This window comes from Cytobacillus praedii (assembly GCF_001439605.1).
Lineage (GTDB): Bacteria > Bacillota > Bacilli > Bacillales > Cytobacillaceae > Cytobacillus > Cytobacillus praedii.
This window is the reverse complement of sequence record NZ_LMBX01000011.1, coordinates 15,794-36,856: the sequence shown is the minus strand read 5'-3', so window position 1 is coordinate 36,856 and position 21,063 is coordinate 15,794. Positions and strand designations below refer to the sequence as shown.

23 protein-coding genes are annotated in these 21,063 nt (G+C 38.0%); 2 read left to right on the top strand and 21 right to left on the bottom strand.

All coding sequences use genetic code 11. From position 1 onward, the window contains the following. Positions 1-74: 74 nt before the first annotated feature. From ccsB to ASU02_RS13085, 11 genes are all read right to left on the bottom strand, one after another. Positions 75-1,259, bottom strand: coding sequence for a c-type cytochrome biogenesis protein CcsB (gene ccsB / locus ASU02_RS13135; protein ID WP_057764295.1), 1,185 nt, complete (start codon positions 1,257-1,259; stop codon positions 75-77). Positions 1,260-1,271: 12 nt separating this feature from the next. Continuing rightward, the gene (resB, locus tag ASU02_RS13130; RefSeq protein WP_057764293.1) at positions 1,272-2,900 is read right to left on the bottom strand and encodes a cytochrome c biogenesis protein ResB; all 1,629 of its coding nucleotides are present in this window, start codon (positions 2,898-2,900) and stop codon (positions 1,272-1,274) included. Between the two features lie 19 nt (positions 2,901-2,919). Continuing rightward, entirely contained in the window at positions 2,920-3,444 is a 525-nt protein-coding gene (gene resA, locus ASU02_RS13125) for a thiol-disulfide oxidoreductase ResA (RefSeq protein ID WP_057764292.1), read from the bottom strand. A 246-nt stretch (positions 3,445-3,690) separates the two neighbouring features. Then, positions 3,691-4,410 carry a 23S rRNA pseudouridine(2605) synthase RluB gene (gene rluB / locus ASU02_RS13120; protein ID WP_057764290.1) on the bottom strand — a complete coding sequence of 240 codons (720 nt, stop codon included), beginning with the start codon at positions 4,408-4,410 and terminating at the stop codon, positions 3,691-3,693. A 170-nt stretch (positions 4,411-4,580) separates the two neighbouring features. Then, positions 4,581-5,117: a spore maturation protein gene (locus ASU02_RS13115; protein ID WP_057764288.1), complete on the bottom strand. Its 537-nt coding sequence runs from the start codon at positions 5,115-5,117 to the stop codon at positions 4,581-4,583. Positions 5,118-5,408: 291 nt separating this feature from the next. Beyond that, positions 5,409-5,996, bottom strand: a complete 588-nt coding sequence (locus tag ASU02_RS13110; protein WP_057764286.1) for a nucleoside recognition domain-containing protein — start codon at positions 5,994-5,996, stop codon at positions 5,409-5,411. Further along, positions 5,989-7,134 carry a D-alanyl-D-alanine carboxypeptidase family protein gene (locus ASU02_RS13105; RefSeq protein ID WP_057764284.1) on the bottom strand — a complete coding sequence of 382 codons (1,146 nt, stop codon included), beginning with the start codon at positions 7,132-7,134 and terminating at the stop codon, positions 5,989-5,991. Before ASU02_RS13105 ends, ASU02_RS13110 begins: the two co-directional genes overlap by 8 nt. 100 nt (positions 7,135-7,234) lie before the next feature. Further along, positions 7,235-8,125, bottom strand: coding sequence for a superoxide dismutase (locus tag ASU02_RS13100; RefSeq protein WP_057764282.1), 891 nt, complete (start codon positions 8,123-8,125; stop codon positions 7,235-7,237). Between the two features lie 277 nt (positions 8,126-8,402). Then, positions 8,403-8,822, bottom strand: a complete 420-nt coding sequence (locus ASU02_RS13095) for a hypothetical protein (protein WP_057764280.1) — start codon at positions 8,820-8,822, stop codon at positions 8,403-8,405. 263 nt (positions 8,823-9,085) lie between these two features. Next, on the bottom strand, positions 9,086-9,688 hold the full coding sequence (gene scpB / locus ASU02_RS13090) for an SMC-Scp complex subunit ScpB (protein WP_057764498.1): 603 nt from the start codon (positions 9,686-9,688) through the stop codon (positions 9,086-9,088). Then, positions 9,684-10,445 carry a segregation/condensation protein A gene (locus ASU02_RS13085; protein WP_057764278.1) on the bottom strand — a complete coding sequence of 254 codons (762 nt, stop codon included), beginning with the start codon at positions 10,443-10,445 and terminating at the stop codon, positions 9,684-9,686. The genes scpB and ASU02_RS13085 overlap by 5 nt, the downstream gene beginning before the upstream one ends. A gap of 352 nt (positions 10,446-10,797) precedes the next feature. Between ASU02_RS13085 and ASU02_RS13080 the strand changes: the two genes are divergently transcribed. Beyond that, positions 10,798-10,893, top strand: coding sequence for a YjcZ family sporulation protein (locus ASU02_RS13080; protein WP_057764277.1), 96 nt, complete (start codon positions 10,798-10,800; stop codon positions 10,891-10,893). A 122-nt stretch (positions 10,894-11,015) separates the two neighbouring features. After that, on the top strand, positions 11,016-11,564 hold the full coding sequence (locus ASU02_RS13075) for a DUF309 domain-containing protein (RefSeq protein WP_057764275.1): 549 nt from the start codon (positions 11,016-11,018) through the stop codon (positions 11,562-11,564). Here ASU02_RS13075 and ASU02_RS13070 read toward each other — a convergent pair whose 3' ends face one another. The 10 genes from ASU02_RS13070 to ASU02_RS13025 form a co-directional block, all read right to left on the bottom strand. After that, entirely contained in the window at positions 11,565-11,936 is a 372-nt protein-coding gene (locus ASU02_RS13070; RefSeq protein ID WP_057764273.1) for a GNAT family N-acetyltransferase, read from the bottom strand. Positions 11,937-12,399: 463 nt separating this feature from the next. Beyond that, a complete protein-coding gene (lysA, locus tag ASU02_RS13065; RefSeq protein ID WP_057764271.1) occupies positions 12,400-13,719 on the bottom strand; it encodes a diaminopimelate decarboxylase in 1,320 nt (439 codons plus the stop codon). A gap of 390 nt (positions 13,720-14,109) precedes the next feature. After that, positions 14,110-15,591: a spore germination protein gene (locus ASU02_RS13060; protein ID WP_408607271.1), complete on the bottom strand. Its 1,482-nt coding sequence runs from the start codon at positions 15,589-15,591 to the stop codon at positions 14,110-14,112. 4 nt (positions 15,592-15,595) lie between these two features. After that, a complete protein-coding gene (locus ASU02_RS13055) occupies positions 15,596-16,171 on the bottom strand; it encodes a stage V sporulation protein AE (protein WP_057764267.1) in 576 nt (191 codons plus the stop codon). A 42-nt stretch (positions 16,172-16,213) separates the two neighbouring features. Continuing rightward, positions 16,214-16,612 carry a stage V sporulation protein AB gene (locus ASU02_RS13050; protein WP_057764496.1) on the bottom strand — a complete coding sequence of 133 codons (399 nt, stop codon included), beginning with the start codon at positions 16,610-16,612 and terminating at the stop codon, positions 16,214-16,216. A 13-nt stretch (positions 16,613-16,625) separates the two neighbouring features. Then, positions 16,626-17,246, bottom strand: coding sequence for a stage V sporulation protein AA (locus tag ASU02_RS13045; protein ID WP_057764265.1), 621 nt, complete (start codon positions 17,244-17,246; stop codon positions 16,626-16,628). Positions 17,247-17,561: 315 nt separating this feature from the next. After that, on the bottom strand, positions 17,562-18,320 hold the full coding sequence (gene sigF, locus ASU02_RS13040; RefSeq protein ID WP_057764254.1) for an RNA polymerase sporulation sigma factor SigF: 759 nt from the start codon (positions 18,318-18,320) through the stop codon (positions 17,562-17,564). Between the two features lie 12 nt (positions 18,321-18,332). Further along, positions 18,333-18,773, bottom strand: coding sequence for an anti-sigma F factor (gene spoIIAB, locus ASU02_RS13035; RefSeq protein ID WP_057764251.1), 441 nt, complete (start codon positions 18,771-18,773; stop codon positions 18,333-18,335). Positions 18,774-18,776: 3 nt separating this feature from the next. Further along, positions 18,777-19,127 carry an anti-sigma F factor antagonist gene (gene spoIIAA, locus ASU02_RS13030; RefSeq protein ID WP_057764249.1) on the bottom strand — a complete coding sequence of 117 codons (351 nt, stop codon included), beginning with the start codon at positions 19,125-19,127 and terminating at the stop codon, positions 18,777-18,779. A 545-nt stretch (positions 19,128-19,672) separates the two neighbouring features. Beyond that, positions 19,673-20,842 carry a D-alanyl-D-alanine carboxypeptidase family protein gene (locus tag ASU02_RS13025; protein WP_082631795.1) on the bottom strand — a complete coding sequence of 390 codons (1,170 nt, stop codon included), beginning with the start codon at positions 20,840-20,842 and terminating at the stop codon, positions 19,673-19,675. Between the last annotated feature and the right edge of the window lie 221 nt (positions 20,843-21,063).

Below are 21,063 nucleotides of genomic sequence, written 5' to 3'. Positions count from 1 at the left end.
TAACGTGAAGTGAAGGCTTTTGTCCAAATTAAGTCCATACTTTTTCTATCTTAGTCATTATTCCAATTGCACGCTTAACCTGCATAGGAATGCAAACCAGCAATAACAAGGTTTACCGCAACAAAGTTAAACATGATAATAACAAATCCTACAACAGCCAGCCATGCTGACTTCTCCCCATGCCATCCTTTAGATAATCGCAAATGCAGAAAAGCCGCATAGAAAAGGAATGTTATCAGTGCCCATACCTCTTTCGGGTCCCATCCCCAAAATCGTGTCCAAGCAATCTGCGCCCAGATCATAGCAAATATTAATGCTCCCAAAGTAAATACTGGGAAACCTATTAACACCGATCGATAGCCAATTTCATCCACTAAATCTAGTTTAATATTTTTCACTACTGGCTGCAATACAGCTCCTACACGTTTACGGATAATCAATCTAAATAATAAGTAAATTATAGTTCCTGACAATAATGACCAAACTACTGTATTCAGCTTTTTCGCATTAATTATGCCAGGCATTTCTACTAGCGGCTCAAATTTTCCTGCTGTTAATAATTCACCTTCATTCGGGCCAGTGATTGCAGGCATTGTATATTCTTGTTTTAATTGTTGTCCGTTCTTATCGATCCAATTAAACTCAGCTTTATAATCTAATAACGAAAATGTAGTTGTAACTAGTACAAATCCAAGGGTACAAATGAGACCAAACATGATTGTCTCAAGCCAAAAAGTACGTTTACTTGGTTTTGATTGGTCAATTGCCTTAACAAGATAGATAAGACCTGCTGCAAAGCTCATCCCTAAAATTGCTTGACCCAAAGCTGCCGTTGTAACATGAATATATAGCCAATGGCTTTGAAGTGCCGGGATAAGCGGCGATATATCACGTGAAAACATACTTGAAAATGCGATTAGCAGCAATGCTACAGGTAAGGTAAATACACCGAGCAATGGCGTTTTATACATATAGTATAAAACGATAAATGCACCGACTAATGATAGTGCAAAAAACGTACCAAATTCAAACATATTACTTACCGGAGCATGCCCAGCCACAATCCAGCGAGTAATAAAATAGCCTAACTGAGAAATAAACCCGATAATTGTAATAAAAATTGCTATTTTTGCCCATTTATTCGGGCCCTTTTCTTTTAACTTTCCTTTTTTATCCTTAATCGATCCAGCAAAAAAGACAGTGGCGATTAAATAAAGGATAAATGAGGCAAATAATAAATTTCCGCTTAAACTTACCACTGATTTCCCTCCTTATTCTTTATTTTCTTCTTTCTGCATTTGATCTTCAGGTTCCTTGATTCCAGTATCCTCTAATACAGCCTGGATTTCCCTTTTTAGACCATGCCAGTTTTTATTCGTATGTCCAGCAATCCAGACTTCATCATTTACTCTGCGAATCCATATACGCCGATGATTCCAATAGGATCCTTGAGCAACCCCTATCATAAAGATAAGTCCGCCAAATGCGATAAGCCATAGAGTTAAATCTTTTCGAACGGTAATAGAGGAAACATTTTTCGTATCAATACCAGAAAAATTCATTTTATATTCATTATCACCAAATGGCTCAATTGTTTGCTGAATAGCTACAAAACTGATTTCACCTTCTTTTTTATCAGGAGTAATCATTTTGAATACAAATGCAGGATTGTTTGGAACTTTCGATTTTGTTACCGGCTCCCCGCTGTCATCAAATTCAAAGTCAGGGAAATAGCTTACTACTTCTACAGCATACCCATTGCCAAGATCATAGCGATCTTTCGGGTCATTCAAATCAATTTTTACTTCACCAAATGATTCATTTGACTTCTTATTGCCCAATGTAAAAGTCATTTTGCTTAATTCATCTAATTTATAGCTAACTTGATAGAGTGCATACCCTTCGAACTTAAGCGGTTCATTTACTTTAATTGGATAATCCTTTACTTTCTCAAGTTCAGGCGGTTGTCCAGCAACTGTTTCCCCTTTCTTCTTGTAAAGGGTTACATTCGATTGGTAGTTTTTTGCTACCATTCCTTTTTCCTCAATTGCTTCACTAAACGCTTGGTTATCTTTATCTTTATCATAAACTTCTAGAATAAACTTATTATTCTTTAAATAATACTGTCCATCCGTTTCTGGAATGACTTTCGTCTCCCCTTCACGAACCCAAAGGACTTCATCTATATACATGCCTGGAACAAACCGAAGCATTCCACCGATTAAGAAGATAATAAGTCCGATATGGTTTACATAAGGTCCCCATCTTGAAAATCTGCCCTTTTCTGCAAGGATATTTCCATCTTCTTCACGGATATTGTATCTCTTTGCTTTTAATCTTTCTTTTACCTTTTCATAGGATTCATCAAGATTGCTAGCCTCTGAGACGCCAAAGACGCGCTGGCGCTTTAAAAAACCTTCATGCCTTGAAACACGCTGAGCTTTCAATGCACGCCATAGTGGAATAACCCTGTCAAGGCTGCAAATCACCAGCGAAATACCAATAGAGGCGATTAATACAAGATACCACCAGGAGCTATATAAGTTGTGAAAACCTAGATCATAATAAAGCTTCCCTATCCATCCGTACTGATCCTCATAATACTCTGCGGCTGGCATAATAGGTGGAATATACATTTCTTGCGGAAAAATTGTGCCGAGCGCTGAGGCAATTAATGTGATAACAATTAGCCAAACGCCAACTTTTACAGATGAAAAGAAATTCCAGACTTTATCTACGATTGTTTTGTTGTACGTTTGCGAGCGGCGTGCACTGCCTTCATAGCGCATATCAACAAGTTGCTTTTCCTTTTCCGATTCCTGAAGAACTCTTCCACATGCTTCACAAAGAATGGTTCCATGCGGATTCACGTGTCCGCATTCGCATTTTACATGTTTCATTTTAAAAACTCCCCATAGCTTATGGTTGAACTTGTTCCATTAACTCTTTAATCATTTCTTCCGTTAATTGACCTGTGTGATATTTAACAACTTTACCATCTTTATCAATCATAAAGGTTGCAGGAAGTGCGCCGATTTTATAAGCTGTCTGAACTTGTCCGTCCTTATCAATTACAATTGGAAACGTTAAATTATGTCTATCAGCAAATTTACTTACCGATAGTTCTGATTCACCTACATTTACAGCTAATGTTTGTACACCTTTGTCTTTAAACTGTTTGTACTGATTATCCATATACGGCATTTCCTTTTCACATGGCTTGCAATATGTACCCCAGAAATTCAGGAAAACACCCTGTCCCTTATAATCTGAAAGACGATGTTCCTCTCCATTCAAATCCACAAGAACGAAGTCAGGTGCTTGTTCTCCAACAACAACCTTTTTAATATCATCTTTTGTAAAATTTGCATACAAAGTATAGGCAACAGCTGCACCTAAAATGAGTAAAATAATCGTTCTTATGACTAAACGACGCTTCTTCATCACACTCTCCCCTTTAGAAAAACGCTGTGCGTCTTTTTTAGAAGTCAGAGGTTAGAGGCGAGATGGAGGAAATCGGCAGGTTAGACGATTTCTTTAATTCCCTCATCCCTCAGCTTAATAAAACGAAACAGCCGATTTTTATTATACCATTTATCAACATTCTAATAATGTTTACAATTTGAAGTAACTGTGACTTTTCTATGAAATTTCCTTAATTAGTTGAAAAATACAATTAACCAAAGGCAATTATGATTTAGATAGCGCTCGTAATTGCTTCACCTCATGTGCAGTTAATTCTCTTGCTTCACCTGCATTTAGCCCTTGAAGAGTTAAGAAACCGTATCTTTCTCTTTTTAATTTTATGACTGGATGGCCAATTGCCTCGAGCATCCTTCTAACTTGTCGATTTCTCCCCTCATGAATTGTTAATTCAATGATAGCCGTTTGCTTTTTCTTATCGATGGAAAGTACTTTTGTCTGTGCAGGTGCTGTTTTTCCATCTTCCAAGCGGACTCCTTTTTCTAAGCTTCTCATTTTCTCTCTTGATGGAATCCCTTTCACCTTGGCTACATACACCTTTTCAATCTCATTCTTCGGGTGCATGAGCAGATTCGCAAATTCCCCATCATTAGTCAAAAGCAACAGACCTGAAGTATCAAAGTCTAGACGCCCCACCGGGTAAATCCGCTGCTTAATCTGCTGAAAATAGTCAGTTACGACTTTTCTCCCTTTATCATCCGTTACACTTGATATAACACCTCTTGGTTTGTATAGAAGAAAATAAACGGGTTCTTCCCTTTCGACAGGAATACCATTCACTTCTACTCGATCTGACGATGAAACCTTAATACCAAGTTCCTTTACTGTTTTTCCATTTACCCTTACATGACCTTCCTTGATAAGCTCCTCTGCTTTTCTGCGTGAAGCAAATCCTGCATGGGCAATTACCTTTTGCAATCTTTCCATTTATGTCACCCCAACTATTACTTAATAAGGATTATACCTATTTCCATCCTAATGAATTATGACATAAATCATTCTTTTTTCAAAGTAGACGCTTTTTTCAAATAATTAGTCAAAAAAAAAATACCTATTATTTTAGGTATTTTTGATTGTTATTATCCTTTTATAGCTCCTCATTTACTGCCAAAAATAATCGTAACAACTACTATTGCTGCGATAATTCCAATTAAATCTGCCAGTAGGCCTACTTTTAAAGCATCTCCCATTTTCCTAATTCCAACAGCACCAAAATAAACTGTCAAAACATAAAAGGTTGTATCGGTACTGCCTTGCAGAACAGAAGCTAATCTGCCAATAAATGAATCGGGACCATGAACAGCAATTAAATCACTAGTCATTCCAAGTGCTGCTGAACCAGAAATCGGCCGAATGATAGCGAGCGGGACTATGTCAGGCGGAATGCCGACTGCCTCCAGCGCAGGGCGAATAAACTCCATGAAATACTCCAAGGCTCCAGAAGCCCGAAAAACGGAAATAGCAACGAGCATCCCAACAAGAAAAGGAATAATCGAGACAGCAATTTTTATTCCTTCTTTTCCACCCTCTACAAAGCTTTCATATGTGGGTACACGTTTTATCGTCCCATATATTAATATGAAACCAATTAGAACAGGAATAAACCAGAGGGAGATAACCGATACAACTTGCATACGACCTCATCCTTTTCTCGTTCTTTTAGATAGCTTTCATCTATATGATGTCCACCTCTTTTTGTGTTAGTTTTTTGCACCTTGCCCAATCTTCCTAACTTCGACGTACAATACATACTGATGTCGACAGGACAAGGAAAGCTTCGTCAGCGATGCCACGACTAAACGTGAAGCTTTTAAGGGAACTTCGCATTTTTTGTCGACCTCCAGGTCACAGGACACCACTTCCCTATAGGTAAAGTACACCTTTATGAGAGGTTGGTCTTGTGCTTATCGGGCTAATCAAGGTGCTTACGCTTTTTTCTTTCTTCTATAGTAAAAATACCGGTCAATAATTATGGCGCCTATTGCGGAGCAAAAGGATGCTATTAACGTCGGTCCGACAATCTCTGTCGGGGATGCGGATTCATATTTCATCCTTATGGCAATAACCATTGTTGGTATTAGCGTGATACTTGAGGTGTTTATCGCTAGAAAGGTAATCATGGAACGGCTGGCTACATCCAGTCCTCCATTTAATCGCTTCAATTCTTCCATCGCCTTTATTCCTAGGGGTGTTGCTGCATTCCCAAGCCCAAACATATTTGCCATCATATTGGAAAGTATGTAGCCCATTGCCGGATGTTCATTCGGTACATCTGGAAAAAGCTTCTTCACAATTGGTCTAAATAAGAGAGACAATTTTTGCAATAGCCCAGCATCCTCTGCTATCTTCATCATTCCTAGCCAAAAAACAAGAACACTGATTAATCCAATACATAAAGTTACAGCTTCTGCTGCCCCATTAAAGATCGCTTCATTCACTTGATCCATCGTCCCATTTACCATTGCAAAAATAATCCCTATGACAGTTAAGAATACCCATATGATATTAACCATCTGTTTTCACACCAATCATTACAAGAAATATGTTTCTAAATTGCTCAAAAAATGATTGCTTGTCTTTATTATCAGCATGCTTGAAATATATTGGCATTTTTTTCACTTGCTTCTTGTCGAAATAAACAATCACCTGACCAACAATTTCTGGGGGGCTCTCTTTCCATTCCTTATCTGGCTTTATCAATTTATATTCAATTTGAAAGCGTTTCTTTTCCTTTGATGTCACAGGATAGTCAAATCCATGTTCAACATAGACCTTCTTTTTATAAAATTTATCCTTCACCTGAACAATATTTCCCTTTGGCAAAACCTCTACTAAACGGTAATTATTAAACCCTGACTCATACATTTGAATATGGTCATTCCAATCATCCGGACCATTTAGAGTCACAGCTATTAAGTTCAGCTCCCCTTTAGCAGCTGTCGTTACTAATGTGCGCTTCGCTCGTTTCGTAAAGCCAGTCTTTCCACCCGTTGTATATTTGTATAGCTCTGTCAGCAGTCTATTTTTATTCTTCCACTTCCGATCCCACTCTTCTGTTGGATGTGGTGCACTATGGACTTTTGTGCCTGAAATTTTCTCATAAATATCATTATTCATAGCATAACGTGTTAAAAGTGCCATATCATAGGCAGTTGACATATGATTTTCATGGTCATCAAGTCCATGCGGATTGGCAAAATGGGTATTCTTCATACCGATTTCTTCTGCCTTCTGATTCATTAAATAAACGAAACCATCCAGGCTGCCTCCAACATGCTCTGCAATAGCAACAGCTGCATCATTGCCAGATCGGAGCATTAGCCCGTACACTAAATCCTCCAGCTTAATTTTTTCACCAGGAATTAAATAAATGGAAGAGCCTTCCGTATGGACTGCCTTTTCACTTACCTTTACCAATTCATCCATTTTTCCTGATTCAATAGCTAAAATAGCCGTCATGATTTTTGTTATACTTGCAATCCTCATCGGCTTATTTGCATTTTTATCATATAAAACCCGGCCAGAACTTTGCTCCATTAGGATTGCACTTTGTGCACTAACAGAAAAAGAAGCTTGTGCCTTCTGTGGAATAAACGCGATAAAAATTGCAGCAATCAGGGGAAAAATTATCAGCTTTTTCATAGTTTTCATTGCAGTCTCCTTCACTGGTTTGTACAATTTTATGCAGGACAAGTATTGATATGACAATAAAAGGCGAAAAACATAGATTGTTTTTCGCCTTTTATTTCTATTAAAATGGTTTCCATTTAAGCTCTGAAGCTTTCATAAATCGCTGTTCAACATCTTTCCAGTTAACAATATTCCACCAATTCTTCACGTAATCAGCACGGTCATTTTTATATTGAAGATAGTAGGCATGCTCCCAGACATCCAATACAAGCAAGGGGATTGTATCCCATTGTGTTAAAAGCATATGCCTCTCCGATTGCAGTATCTCAAGATGATGAGCCCTCGGTGACCAAACTAGGACAGCCCACCCCACTCCTTCCACCTGCTTTGCCGCTTCAGTAAATTGCTTTTTGAATGCTTCAAAACTGCCAAAATACTTTTCTATTGCTTTTAACAAGCTACCTGAGGGTTTCCCGCCGCCTTTAGGCATCATATTATTCCAGAAAATCGTATGAAGGTAATGGCCAGATCCATGAAAGGCAAGCTCCCGTGACCAGTGCTTAACTAAGGAAAAGTCTCCTGATTTTCTCGCCTTTTGCAGCTCTTTTTCTGCCTTATTCAGTCCATCTACATATGATTGATGATGCTTATCATGATGAATTCTCATAATTTCCTCAGAAATATACGGCTCTAGTGCATTGTATGCATATGGCAATGGGGGCAATGTATGATTTCCTGCAGCAACATGAGGGGGGGTGACATAAACACTTCCAAGCTCCTGCCTTTTCGCGAAATAAGTCTCCATGTCTGAGTGCAGTTCTTCCACATAGTTTTGAATCTCAAACAATTCATGATTTTCTAATGGATTTTGAATCCCCTCCATAATATCGGTCATGCGATCCATCTTTTGCCAAAGCTCGTTATTTTCATCGACATTTTCTGATTCAAGAAACGCCCGAAGCTCCTTATTCCACTTAAACACATCATGAATATAATCATTCATTTTGCTCATACAATCCCTCTTTCCTAAATAGTCCCTTTCTATCGTATGAGCATCTGGGTGAAAAATTGCCTTTCCAGTAAAATGTAAATGCAGCATAGCTATTTCTGTTTTTAATAGTTCTATTAAAAGTAGTGTGTAGAGTTGATTTCCTCTCCAAGCTTCGTACTTGAACCTTCCACAACAAATGACAAACGGTTCATTTATATATGCAGTCAAAACAGCAATCACTAATTAAATAACAAATATAAAAAGAGCAGCTATATTAGCTGCCCTTATAAAATTTAATCTATTGAGGCTGTACGATATACTCTAAAGGTGAACGAAGATTAAATATTTTTTTTGTTTCTAAATCTTCAAATATAGCCGGCAGCTTAGTGTAGTCAACATCTTGGAAATAGGCTGCAAACTCCAGCTTAGAATTAATATATACACGTTTGCGGTGGCGAAAACCTGGATTCTTCAACAAACAAATAAGTGCAACGATATCTTTAAATTCTACTTCCCTAGACCCTGCTTTAAAAATTGGACTCGATTCAAATGGCGTAAACTCATGAGCCAGTTCATCAAAATACCGGACATATAAAACATGTAATGTCTTTTCCTGTCCATCTTCTTCAAAAGTAATCTCACTTCGATTAAAGAAATCCTCAGACGTATTCGATTTCTCTTTTTCTAACTCATATCCCTTACAATGTTTAATTAGCATCTTAACCCCTCCTCTAATTATTTCCCCATATGTAAAAACGAAAATAATATAGAAAATGCTCCATTTTGAAAATGAAGCATTTTTTACAAGTATATATTACCATAAATAAATTCAATTGTATGAAAAATCCAGCAATCCATTGTCTCTTGAACCAATCGCAGAATTACAGGCAGTCAGACTACTTCTACCAGATTTATTCATTTATCCTGTTAGGATGTCAAATGCCTGTAAAACCCAATCACTTCTTCTAATCTATCAAGGGATTATTGGCCCTCTCCCGGAAATGCTAATGGAAGCTGAACTTTATCGAAAAATAAATCAGCTTCATCCTGTAAATAATCTTCGTCAACCTTCTCAGGAAGAGGCGGCAGCTCTTCGATCTTTTTCAAGCCAAAATAATCAAGAAATTCTTTCGTTGTGCCGTACAGGTAAGCTCTTCCCGATCCATCTGCTCTGCCCACTTCTTTTATGAGCGCCTTAGCCATGAGTGTATGTATTGGCCTCTCTGTCTTCACGCCTCTTATTTCCTCAATCTCTGCTCTTGTAATTGGCTGTTTATAAGCAATAATTGCCAATGTCTCTAACGCTGCTTGTGATAATGTTGAAGCTTGAGGGGTGACGACAAGCCTCTTTAGATAGGCAGAATTCTCCTTTTTTGTCGCAAGCTGATAAGTACCTGCTAATTCGATAACTGTAATGCCTCGCATATCATCTTTTTGATAATCTTCCATTAATTCTTTAATAATTTCTTCAGCTTGCAGCTCCTCGATTTCGAGAACTAATGCCATCTGCTTTAAAGTCAGTCCTTCATCCCCTGCGGCAAATAATAAACTTTCAACAATACCCTTCCAATTTACAATATTAATACTCATCTCCCCCTTCCATTGCACTTACATAAATCTCAGAAAAATTGCCTTCTTGCTCAATAAAGATTTCATGGCGTTTTATTAGCTCTAACATGGCTAAAAAAGTAACCACAATATTTTCACGGTCAAGAACGGGAAAGAGGTCATAAAAGCTTTTTCGCACCTTGAACTGCCTTAAATCATCAAGAATTTCAGCCATTCTCGTTTCTATTGGGATTTCCTGGCGTGCTATTTTAGTTGAAAGCGGTTTTTGCAGCTTTTGTCTTCTTAATAGTTTTTGAAATGCACCAAGCATGTCATACAAGGAGACGTTTAACTCTGTTTTTTCCGGCTGAACGTCTTTTGCATAATCGCTTAAATCACTTGGAGGCTTTGTAAACATTAAGCCTCTCTCTTTTTCCATTTCTTTAAAATCAACTGCTGCTTCTTTATATTTTCTGTATTCAACTAATCTTTCAACTAGCTCTTCCATCGTATCTTCCTCATGCCCTAAGCCCAGCTCATCATCGAGCAAATCTTCCTCATGCTTTGGGAGAAGCATTTTGCTCTTAATCGCAAGCAGGGTAGCCGCCATAACGAGATATTCACTTGCCACATCAAGCTGCAGCACTTGCATTGTATGGATATACAATAAATATTGCTCAGTAATTTCCGCTACTGGAATATCGTATATATCAATCTCTAGCCGATTTATTAAATGAAGAAGCAAATCAAGCGGTCCTTCAAACGCATCAATCTTTACATTATAATGTTCCATTACTACTCACCAAAATTTCCTTATTAAGTTCCACATTAAAGACTACTATAGTATAAATTATAAAAGTGAGCTATCCAATAGAAAAATATTAGAAATGCAAAAGCGGCGGCTTATTCATCACCATACAAACTGGAGGGACTCTTCCTTTCGATAAAGGTAACACGGTGAGCGGAAGCGAACCGATGTTGACGCAATCGTTGCAGAGGAGACCCGAAGTTTATATGTATAGCCGCTGTAGCTAACCATTCTCTAACTCAAAACCTATAAATTATTCCTTCATTCGCCCATACAATTTGGTATTTGCCTACATAAAATGATATTGAAACAACAAAAGAAACAGGAGGTATGATGTATGTCTAAAAGACACGATGGGTGCTGTGGAACAGGGTTTGCTTTACTTGTGGTCTTGTTCATTCTGCTGATTATTGTAGGAGCGGCTTGGTGCTAAGCTAAAATAATAATTATGACCCGGTTATTGCCGGGTTTTTTTTGTTTTCTTTAACATACTGTTGGATATTTAGATCAAATTTTCTATGGTATGATAAATATATATTTATAGGAGGTGAAGAGGTGTATCCGAGAGCATATATCGAATTTTTGATGCATTTTCATGGGGATAGAGATTATTTCGAATGTCATGAAGTCCTAGAAGAATACTGGAAAGAGGTAGATCCAAACAATAAACAGTCTATCTGGGTAGGTCTGATCCTCCTAGCAGTTTCAAATTACCATCAACGGCGTGAAAATTTTCTTGGCGCTAAAAAGACCATCGACAAGTCGATTGCCATCCTAAATAACCAAAAAAATAAGCTTCTTCATTTAGGAATTGATGCTGAAAAATTTCTGAATGACCTCATATTAAGACAACAAGCTATAGCCATAGAAAAACCTTACTCTAGCTACACAATTCCACTAACTGATCCGATGTTAATTGAGAGCTGCAAAGCAGGATGCAGCGATCTCGGCTTCATATGGGGTTCAGCAAGTGATTTAAATAATAGCAAATTGGTTCATCGCCATTCTGCTCGAGACCGAAGCAATGTTATCCAGGAACGGTTAGATGCATTAAAAAGAAACGCACGCTTTATACAAAAACACACAGAAAAAGGCAGTGAATAATTATTCACTGCCTTTTTCTGTGTGAATCGTGATATCACACTTGCTCAAGAACGATTCGGTATTTTCATTCGCTATGATCTTTTTATCTGGGAATAGTTCGTGTAACGCTTTGACCATTGACTTCCCTATCCCTTGCTGTCTATGAGAAGGATTGACAGAGATATGCTGGATCTTGGCTGAATCATCATTCATTAGAACACCCATTAATCCAATAATATCTTCCCCTGCTTTCCATAAAAATAATTGCAGGTTCTCCTCACTTTCATATTGCTTCATCGTTTGCTGGAGCTTCTTGAGATCTTTTTCATTTGGCATAAAAGATAACAAACCCATAGCAATCTTTTCGAATGTTTTTTTATATCGAATTAACATTTTTATCCCTCATTAGATTTTAGCATTCCATCTTATTTTCCCCAAAAATTTAGTATTTCAAACTGTAATATTAATATATGTACACAGCACTAGTTTGTACACTAATGGCTGATTTTTCAGCTGTTTATTTATTCTAAAAATTTTTCTGGGCTCTACTTAGATGGAACAATAAAAAACCAATAATAAAGTCCCCACGCTAAACTCATTGCTATTAATAGAATAAAAAGAATCCAATTGCTTTTTTTCATAAAACCTCCTGTAACAGAATCTTTATGTCTTCACATATCCAAGGATTAGTTCTATTCTACACGAATCCTTTTTATTTTTCCATGCTACTCTAGTAATTAATAAGATTAAATACAAAAAAGCCTGCAGGGAGTACATTCAATAAATGACCAAAATTGCATGCACTCACATCCTACAAGCCTTTTCGCGCTTTCTCCGAACATATAAAACGCTGCTGTTAATTATTAATCTTTTCTTTGATTGAAGAGTCCAAGCGAATTAGATCTTCGTACGTTTCTCTTCTTACAACTAGCTTTGATTCTCCATTTTCAGCAAAGACGACAGGCGGTCTTGGAATCCGATTATAATTATTCGCCATCGCATAACCATAAGCCCCGGTGCAAAAAACTGCCAGCAAATCATTATGATCTGACTTTGGAAGTGGAATATCCCATATGAGCATATCACCGGATTCACAGCATTTCCCTGCAACAGATACCGTTTCCTCCGTTTTCTCTAATGCTCGATTGGCTAAGATTGCTTCATATTTTGCTTGATAGAGTGCTGGTCTAATATTATCGCTCATCCCGCCATCCACGGCGATATATTTACGAACATTAGGGACTTCTTTACTGGATCCTATCGTATACAAGGTTGTACCAGCATCCCCAACAAGAGAACGACCTGGTTCAATCCATATTTCAGGCATGTTCATTGCAAAATGATCTGCCTGTCTTTGTACTTCTTCAATAATTTCTTCTACATATCGACCTGCTGGCAGTGGATGATCCTCATTCGTATAGCGAATACCAAAACCCCCACCTAAGTTTAACACCTTTGATTCGAAAGCATATGACTCTTTCCATTCATTCAGTTTCTCAAATATTTTCTTGGCAGCAACGATAAATCCAGCAGTTTCAAAAATTTGTGAACCGATATGACAATGCAAGCCGAGCAGTTCAATTTTTGATGATTTTAAAGCCATCTTCATTGCTTTTTCTGCTTGTCCATTTTGGAGATCAAAGCCAAATTTAGAATCTGCCTGCCCAGTTGTAATATATTCATGTGTATGTGCTTCTACCCCAGGTGTCACTCGCAATAGAATTTTCGTATTCGTTTCCGTCACTTCACAAATCGATTGAAGGAGCTCTAATTCAAAAAAATTATCAACTACGATACAGCCAACACCGTGCTTTAGTGCCATTTCCAGCTCTTCTTTACTTTTGTTGTTCCCATGAAAATGAATTCTTTCAGGTGGAAATTCCGCCGCTAATGCAGTATATAATTCTCCACCAGAAACAACATCAAGAGAAAGCCCTTCTTCGTCTGCTAGTTGAACCATCGCAATTGTTGAAAAGGCTTTGCTCGCGTACGCAACTTGAGCGGTTACTCCCAATTTTTCAAATGTTTGTTTAAAGCCTCTTGCCCTTTCTCTAATTAATGAAACATCGTAAACATATAAGGGTGTTCCAAATTGTTCAGCTAGCTCAACAGTGTCTAATCCGCCTATCTCCAAATGCCCTTTGTCATTTACTTTCGATGTACCGTTTAAATGCATAGATCTACCTCTTCCCTCTAAACTTATATTATGACCAAATGTGCAAGTGCCTTGATCACTCCCGGCAAGTACAAGACGAGCATCCCAGAAAGATGTCCTCTTTCCCTTTTTGGGGATGATTTTCTTGTGTCCTCGAGGCGTTCCTCCTATAAACTTTTGCTTATACTCGTACGATGCTGATGCTGCCGAAGTCATTCCTTGAAGAGCTGAAAGCAGACTAACTTCTCATAAAGTTACCTACAACTTCCGATCCTATAATTTCCTAATGTACGATTAGAAAATAGACAGTATCTTTATAAGAAACTGTCTATTTTTTGCTTTATGTCGTTTTTTCTTTGTTAATTTTAAAAAATTTTAACACAATTCAGTGAAATCCGCAATGAATAGATATCATTTTGAGGAACTGTTTTTCGATGGCTGCTTATAGCGATTTGTCGTATGAACAATACTTGGCCGTATACTCGAACCTGGTACTGATGCACGAACTAATATACGCCATAATGCTTTTGGATGAAATGGGATAAATGGCCATAAATACGGTGTGTTTAACGGTTTCATATTCGCCAGGAAAAGGATAAATATCGTAATTCCAGCGACAAACCCCGGTGTATGAAATATTGCAACTAAGACTAAAAATAGGAGACGAAATAGCTTGTTAGCAATACTTAATTCATAGCTTGGCGTCGTATAAGTTCCAATAGCAGCTAGTGACACATATAAAATGACCTCCGGAACAAATAAACCAACATCAATAGCGATTTGTCCAATTAAGACGGCAGCTATTAAGCCCATGGCTGTTGATAAAGGCGTTGGTGTATGGATAGCTGCAATCCGCAGCAGTTCAATCCCTATTTCCGCAAGGAATAATTGAAGTATCACCGGTATATTTGTTTCTTCATTCGGTCCAATAAATGCAATACTTTCGGGTAATAAAGACGGCTCTAATACAAATAAAAACCAAAGCGGCAGCAAAAACAAGGAAGAAGCCACTCCAAGAAAACGAATCCAGCGTACAAATGTACCTACGGCAGGTGATTGGCGGTACTCTTCTGCATGCTGTAAATGATGAAAATATGTTGTAGGTGAAATCATCACACTGGGTGAGGTATCAACAAATATTAGTACATGTCCTTCAAGCAAATGGGTTGCAGCAACGTCCGCTCGCTCAGTATAGCGTACGAGCGGAAAAGGATTATATCCTTGCTTTAATAGAAATTCCTCGATTGTTTTGTCAGCCATTGTAATTCCATCAATTTGTATAGCTGCAATTTCTTTTCGAATGACATCAATTAAATCAGGATTGGCAATATCTTTAATATATCCTATTGCCACATCTGTTTTTGATCTTTCACCAACTCTCATAATTTCAAAGCGAAGCCTTTCATCTCGAATTCTTCTTCTTGTCAGTGCCGTGTTAATGATAATATTTTCTACATACCCATCCCTTGATCCCCGGACCACTTTTTCCGTATCCGGCTCCATTGGTGTTCTTCCCGGATAGCTGCGGACATCAACAACCAAGCCGTGTGTAACGCCTTCCATTACAACAACAATTAAACCTGATAACACTTGGTCCACAAGCTCATCCATAGTTTTTATTTGGGCTACAGATTGGTGAACTAACCTATTTTCAACTATTTTACTTAGATTTGCAGATAATTTCTCGTTATCATTGATTGCCACAAGTTCTTCAACAATTTCGATAATAAACTGTGTATCGGTTAACCCATTTACAAAATAAAAATGTACGTCTTTTCTGAGAACTTTAAGCTTCCTTACACCTAAATCAAAACTGTCCCCTAACCCGATTCTATTTTTCATATACTTTTCAATTTCTTCCACCGAATCAGGAATGGGCATTTTATTTTTCATCTTATTATCTGCCACGATAACCACTCCTTTCCAATACAAGTTCTACGGCCTTTTTCGTAATTGGCGAGCCAATTTCATAATGGTCTTTTTTGGCCATTTTACCTATATCACCAATTCCAACTTTAATTGGGACATCAATTTCATCAAGACAATAGACTGTGTCACCATAAAGTCGTCCTTTTTCCATTTCTTGAAGGCCATATTTATCGACTCCATTAGGGGTTAATACTCCATCACGGTCGATGCAAACATCAACTTTAGCCCATTCAGCTTGTCTTGTTTTTGCAGCAACTGCAATAATCCCCAATACAGTGATATCCTTATGTCCTGCAACATACTTTAAAGCGCGTTCACCAGCACCTTCGCCTACAAAACCACTATCATCAAACATGACAAATACTGGGTCATGCGGTGCTTTTTTAATAAGCTTAACAATTAGGGCTCCGTCTAATGTGGTAGGATTTCCGTGAGATAAGGAGATACATCTGCCTCCGATTTCATTGGCTATGTATTCGATTGATTTTCTAGCATAATCATCCCCATCTGTAATTAAAATTACGTGCCTCCGATGATCCTCCATGTTTTATTATCCTTTCGTTATAGGTTTATCAGTTATTTTCTGTTACTTATCTACAAAATAGATCCACTGAAAGAGCGATCCTATAATCTTCCCAAACACAATGGCCATTAATAAAAATACAATTTGTCCATCAATCCCTATTCTTTTTGCAAGGATAGGCAGAACATTCAGCACTTCTGTCAAAGCTGCTGCAATCATTCCTACAAATATCCCGGATGCCAAACCGATTAGTACGAGCAAATAGGCTGTAAGGTGAAAGATCGGATCCCATAACGTACTCATTCCACCTATGACAGCACCCAATACAACTGCCCATTCATAATACCGAATCCTCTTCATTGTTTTTGTTAGCTGCATAAGTCTAGGTATTACTCCTAATACAGACAAAAAAGCTACGAACCCTGAGCCTACTGCTAATCCTCCAGCAAGACCAACAAACATGACTAAGACAACATTACCGCTCGTCAATATTTTTCATACTTTCTTTGTTTTCGTTCATTGCCACATAATTGTCTAGATCCAGCTGATAATTAAACATTTCTACTTCTAGAGGGCTCGGCTCTTCATTAAGACGCTTCTTAAAAAGGTGATTAAAGAAAAGAATCATTCCTAGTCCCAGACCTATGGAATATGGAATCTGAAAGATTAAAGGTTTATCATCAATTTCTCCAGTAATGATTGTGTAAATCCGCTGCTGAACCGCCTGCATGCTAACATCCTCATGAAAATTCATTATGGTAAGTGCAGCACCAATAAACAATAAAAGCCATACCAAAACAAAAAGGGGCAGGGATACCTTCTTTTTTTCAGGCACTACTTCAACAATGACTTGAGATGAGCCTTGTGTTTGAATTTCTATGTTGGGCAGCATTTCTGTAATTAAACGGATAACCATCATGACATCAATAATAATGATATTACGGTCTTGCTCCGTTACCTCATAAACCTTCATATGACTTAACTGCTCATAAAACCTTTCTTCGACAATTAATTGAGCAATATCCTTAAGTAAAATTTCCTCTCGTGCTCTTACTTGTATGCGGTGTCGCAATCGAATATAAACCGTTCGTTCCATTTCGTTCACTTCCCACACAGTTATTTCCTTGTATCACTAGTATGAGTTACATATATTTTCTTCATGACGACCAATAATTGGGTATTACACATTTGATGCACATTTAGAATAAATATGGAGGTTTGTACATAAATTCTGGAGGTAGCAATTATATTTGGCGGGTTGCAGATAAGCTCCTGGATTTGCAATTAGGGTTGCAAAAAAACTTCGAGGTTTGCAATTAAACTTAGAGGCTTGGAAAATAAAGCCGTTTTTGCAAAATCAATAGGCCTTTTTCAAAACTAATCCTTTTACAGCATAAAAAAACCGTATGGATTATAAATCCATACGGTCTTTCATTTGCTGGAGAATCTTTTTTTCAAGCCTAGATACTTGAACTTGTGAGATGCCAAGTCTTGCAGCCACTTCAGATTGCGTTTGATCTTTATAATAGCGTAAATACACGATTAATCGTTCCCTGTCATCTAGTTCATTGATCGCTTCTTTCAAAGCAATCTTGTCAAACCACTTTCCTTCATTTCCATCATCGATTTGATCCAGCAAAGTGATTGGGTCCCCATCATTTTCGTAAACTGTTTCATGAATGGATGATGGGGTTCGACTAGCTTCTTGAGCAAGGATAATATCTTCAGGCGGGATCTCAAGAAATTCGGAGAGCTCTGACACGGTTGGAATTCTGCCAAGCGATTTAGACAATTCATCCTTTGCTTTCCGAATTTTATTTCCCATTTCCTTTAAAGAGCGGCTGACCTTGACTGTCCCATCATCACGTATAAAGCGTTGAATCTCCCCAATAATCATTGGAACAGCATACGTTGAAAACTTTACGTCAAACGTTAGGTCAAATTTATCGACTGATTTCAATAATCCAATACAACCGATTTGAAAGAGATCATCTGGTTCATAGCCGCGGTTTAAAAACCTTTGAACGACTGACCAGACGAGACGCATGTTCTTTTGGACAATTAAATCCCTAGATTCCTGATCTCCAGCCTGGCTTTTTTGGATTAGCTCCTTAACTTCATGATCCTTCAAAAAAGTTTGGCTCTTTTCTGCTTTAACCTCCACATCCATAGCAAGACTCCCTTAATTGCATAGCATTTTACTATTTGATAAATGCTTTCTTAATCGGATCTCTGTGCCTTTCCCCGGTTGCGATTGAATTTCGATTTCATCCATGAAATTTTCCATAATTGTAAAGCCCATTCCTGATCTTTCAAGTTCTGGCTTAGTTGTATACAGCGGCTGACGTGCTTCTTCCACATCCATTATTCCCATTCCTTCATCACGGATGGACATATCAATGAAACCATCCTCGATTTTCACAGTAATATACACAAGCCCGTTTGGATCTTGTTCATAACCATGAATGATTGAATTGGTGACTGCCTCAGATACAACTGTTTTAATTTCAGTTAACTCATCCATTGTTGGATCAAGCTGACTAATAAATGCTGCAACAGTTACACGAGCGAATGATTCATTTTGGCTTAACGCACTAAACTTAATTTGCATCTCATTTTTCATTGATTATGCAACCCCCAGTCTTTGCAAAGCAAATTCTTCTGTCGGCTCTAAACGGATAATTTTAAATAAGCCTGACATATCGAATAATCTTTGGACTGCTGGAGAAATTGCACAAACAACCATTTCGCCATGCTGCTGTTTGATTTGTTTATATCTGCCTAGAATGACGCCTAAACCTGAGCTATCCATAAAGGAAAGCTGTTCAAGATTTAAGACAATATGATGAATATCATATTCTTCAATTGCGTTAGACGCCTGTCTCCGCAGTTCATCAGCTGAATGGTGATCTAATTCCCCGCTTAAACGAATACATAGGACATCTTTTTTCACTTCTAAATTAATGGTAAGACTCACTATCATAGCCTCCTTATCTAGGATCCTATTTGTTATCTTAAAAAATGCTTTCGCCAAATAGGATCGGTATGACCGTATCATGTACATGACATACTTTGGCCTTTATAGTGAGTCAAATTCGATATGCGATTACACATTTCCTTCCGAAAGACAAAACTAGTGGGAATTCGCTAAAACTAGAATGTATAATCAACATTTCGACAAAATAGAAAAGCGGAAGCGCCTTGGTAATCGCCATACAAACTGGAGGGGCTTCGACTGAGATAAAGGAAACACGGTGAGCGTGAGCGAGCCGATGTTGACTTATCGTAGGGAGGAGACCTGAAGTTTGATAGGCGATAGGCGCTGCAGCTAGACAATACTTATAAGAAAAGCGGAAGGCGCCAATCGAAGCTCTGGCCTTGTTAAAGACTAGCCTTATGAAAAGTGTTCTTAACCTTTACATGAGAATTGGCTAATGACCCCAAGGCCGGCAAAAGTACAACATCCTGTCTCATTGTTGCCACTTGTACTCCTTACGGCGGGGAGGAGCGCTGGAGCTCTTCCTATTGTCCCGCTTTCGTAAACATGCCCATTGAGCGTTTATACAATGTCCACCAGCTAGCTTCCTTGCTATCTTCCTTTGCTACTAATGGTGTTTCAACAATTGTTTTTCCATCCTGTTTTAGTTTTAATGTTCCTACTTTATCCCCTTTATTGACAGGAGCTTTTACATTTTTATTTAATTCAACCGATTGTTTTATATTTTCAATGCCTTGGCCTTTTTTTGTTAAAAGTGAAATAGGCTCACTTGTCATCGCTTCAACCCTTTTCTTCTCACCCTTACTAATAGCTACTTTTCCAAGTGCCACATTTCGCTTATACAGCGGATGCGTCTCATATTGGCTGAATGCGTAATCAAGCATCTTTGTTACTTGTGCATTTCTCTCCTTTGAGGTCGGTGCACCGAATACAACTGCAATTACACGCATACCATCTTTTTCAGCTGTTGCGGTTAAGCAATATTTCGCTTCATTTGTAAATCCTGTCTTCAGCCCATCAACACCTGGATAAAATTTGACGAGGCGGTTTGTATTGACAAGCCAGAATTTTTTGTCTGTATTTTCACGAAGATATGACTCATAAGTACCGGTAAATTTCGTAATTCCTTCATATTTAAGAAGTTCTTTAGCCATCATAGACATATCGTGAGCAGTACTATAATCACCATGACCAGGCAAACCTGTTGCTGTTTTAAATTCTGTATCTTTTAAACCAAGTTCCTTTGCTTTTTTGTTCATAAGTTTTACAAACTCTTCCTCAGAGCCAGCAAGCCTCTCTGCCATTGCAACAGATGCATCATTGCCAGATCCAATGGCAATTCCCTCTAGCATCTGCTCTGTCGTCATTTCTTCTCCTGGCTCAAGGAAAATCTGTGATCCTCCCATTGAGGCAGCATATTCACTTGTCCGAATTTTCTCATCCATCGACAGCCTGCCCTCATCTAATGCCTCCATAATTAACAGCATTGTCATTACTTTCGTCATACTTGCAGGAGGGAGCTGTTCATTGCTGTTTTTCTCGTATAAAATTGCACCTGTATCTCGTTCGATTAAGATGGCGGATTTTACATTTTTAGCTAAATCTAATCCATCATTTTCTTTTGCCAATGTTGCAGGTACAAAGAGTGTTGTCATAAGGAAAGACATAACTATTAAAGAGACAATTCGTTTCATCACATAAACCTCCATTCTTTATAGCCTCCATCTTTTCCATTTGCAGCAAATTTATACAATTTTTCATTTCTAAAAATTTTATATTTTGCACAGCGAAAATATAAATGCGAGAAGCGCCTAAAGAACAATCAAAGTACGATGGTTCCTGCGAAAATGCTCTTGGAAGCTTTCCTTTGTTCTCACCTCCGACAAGTACAAGACGAGCCTCAAGGAAAGGTGTT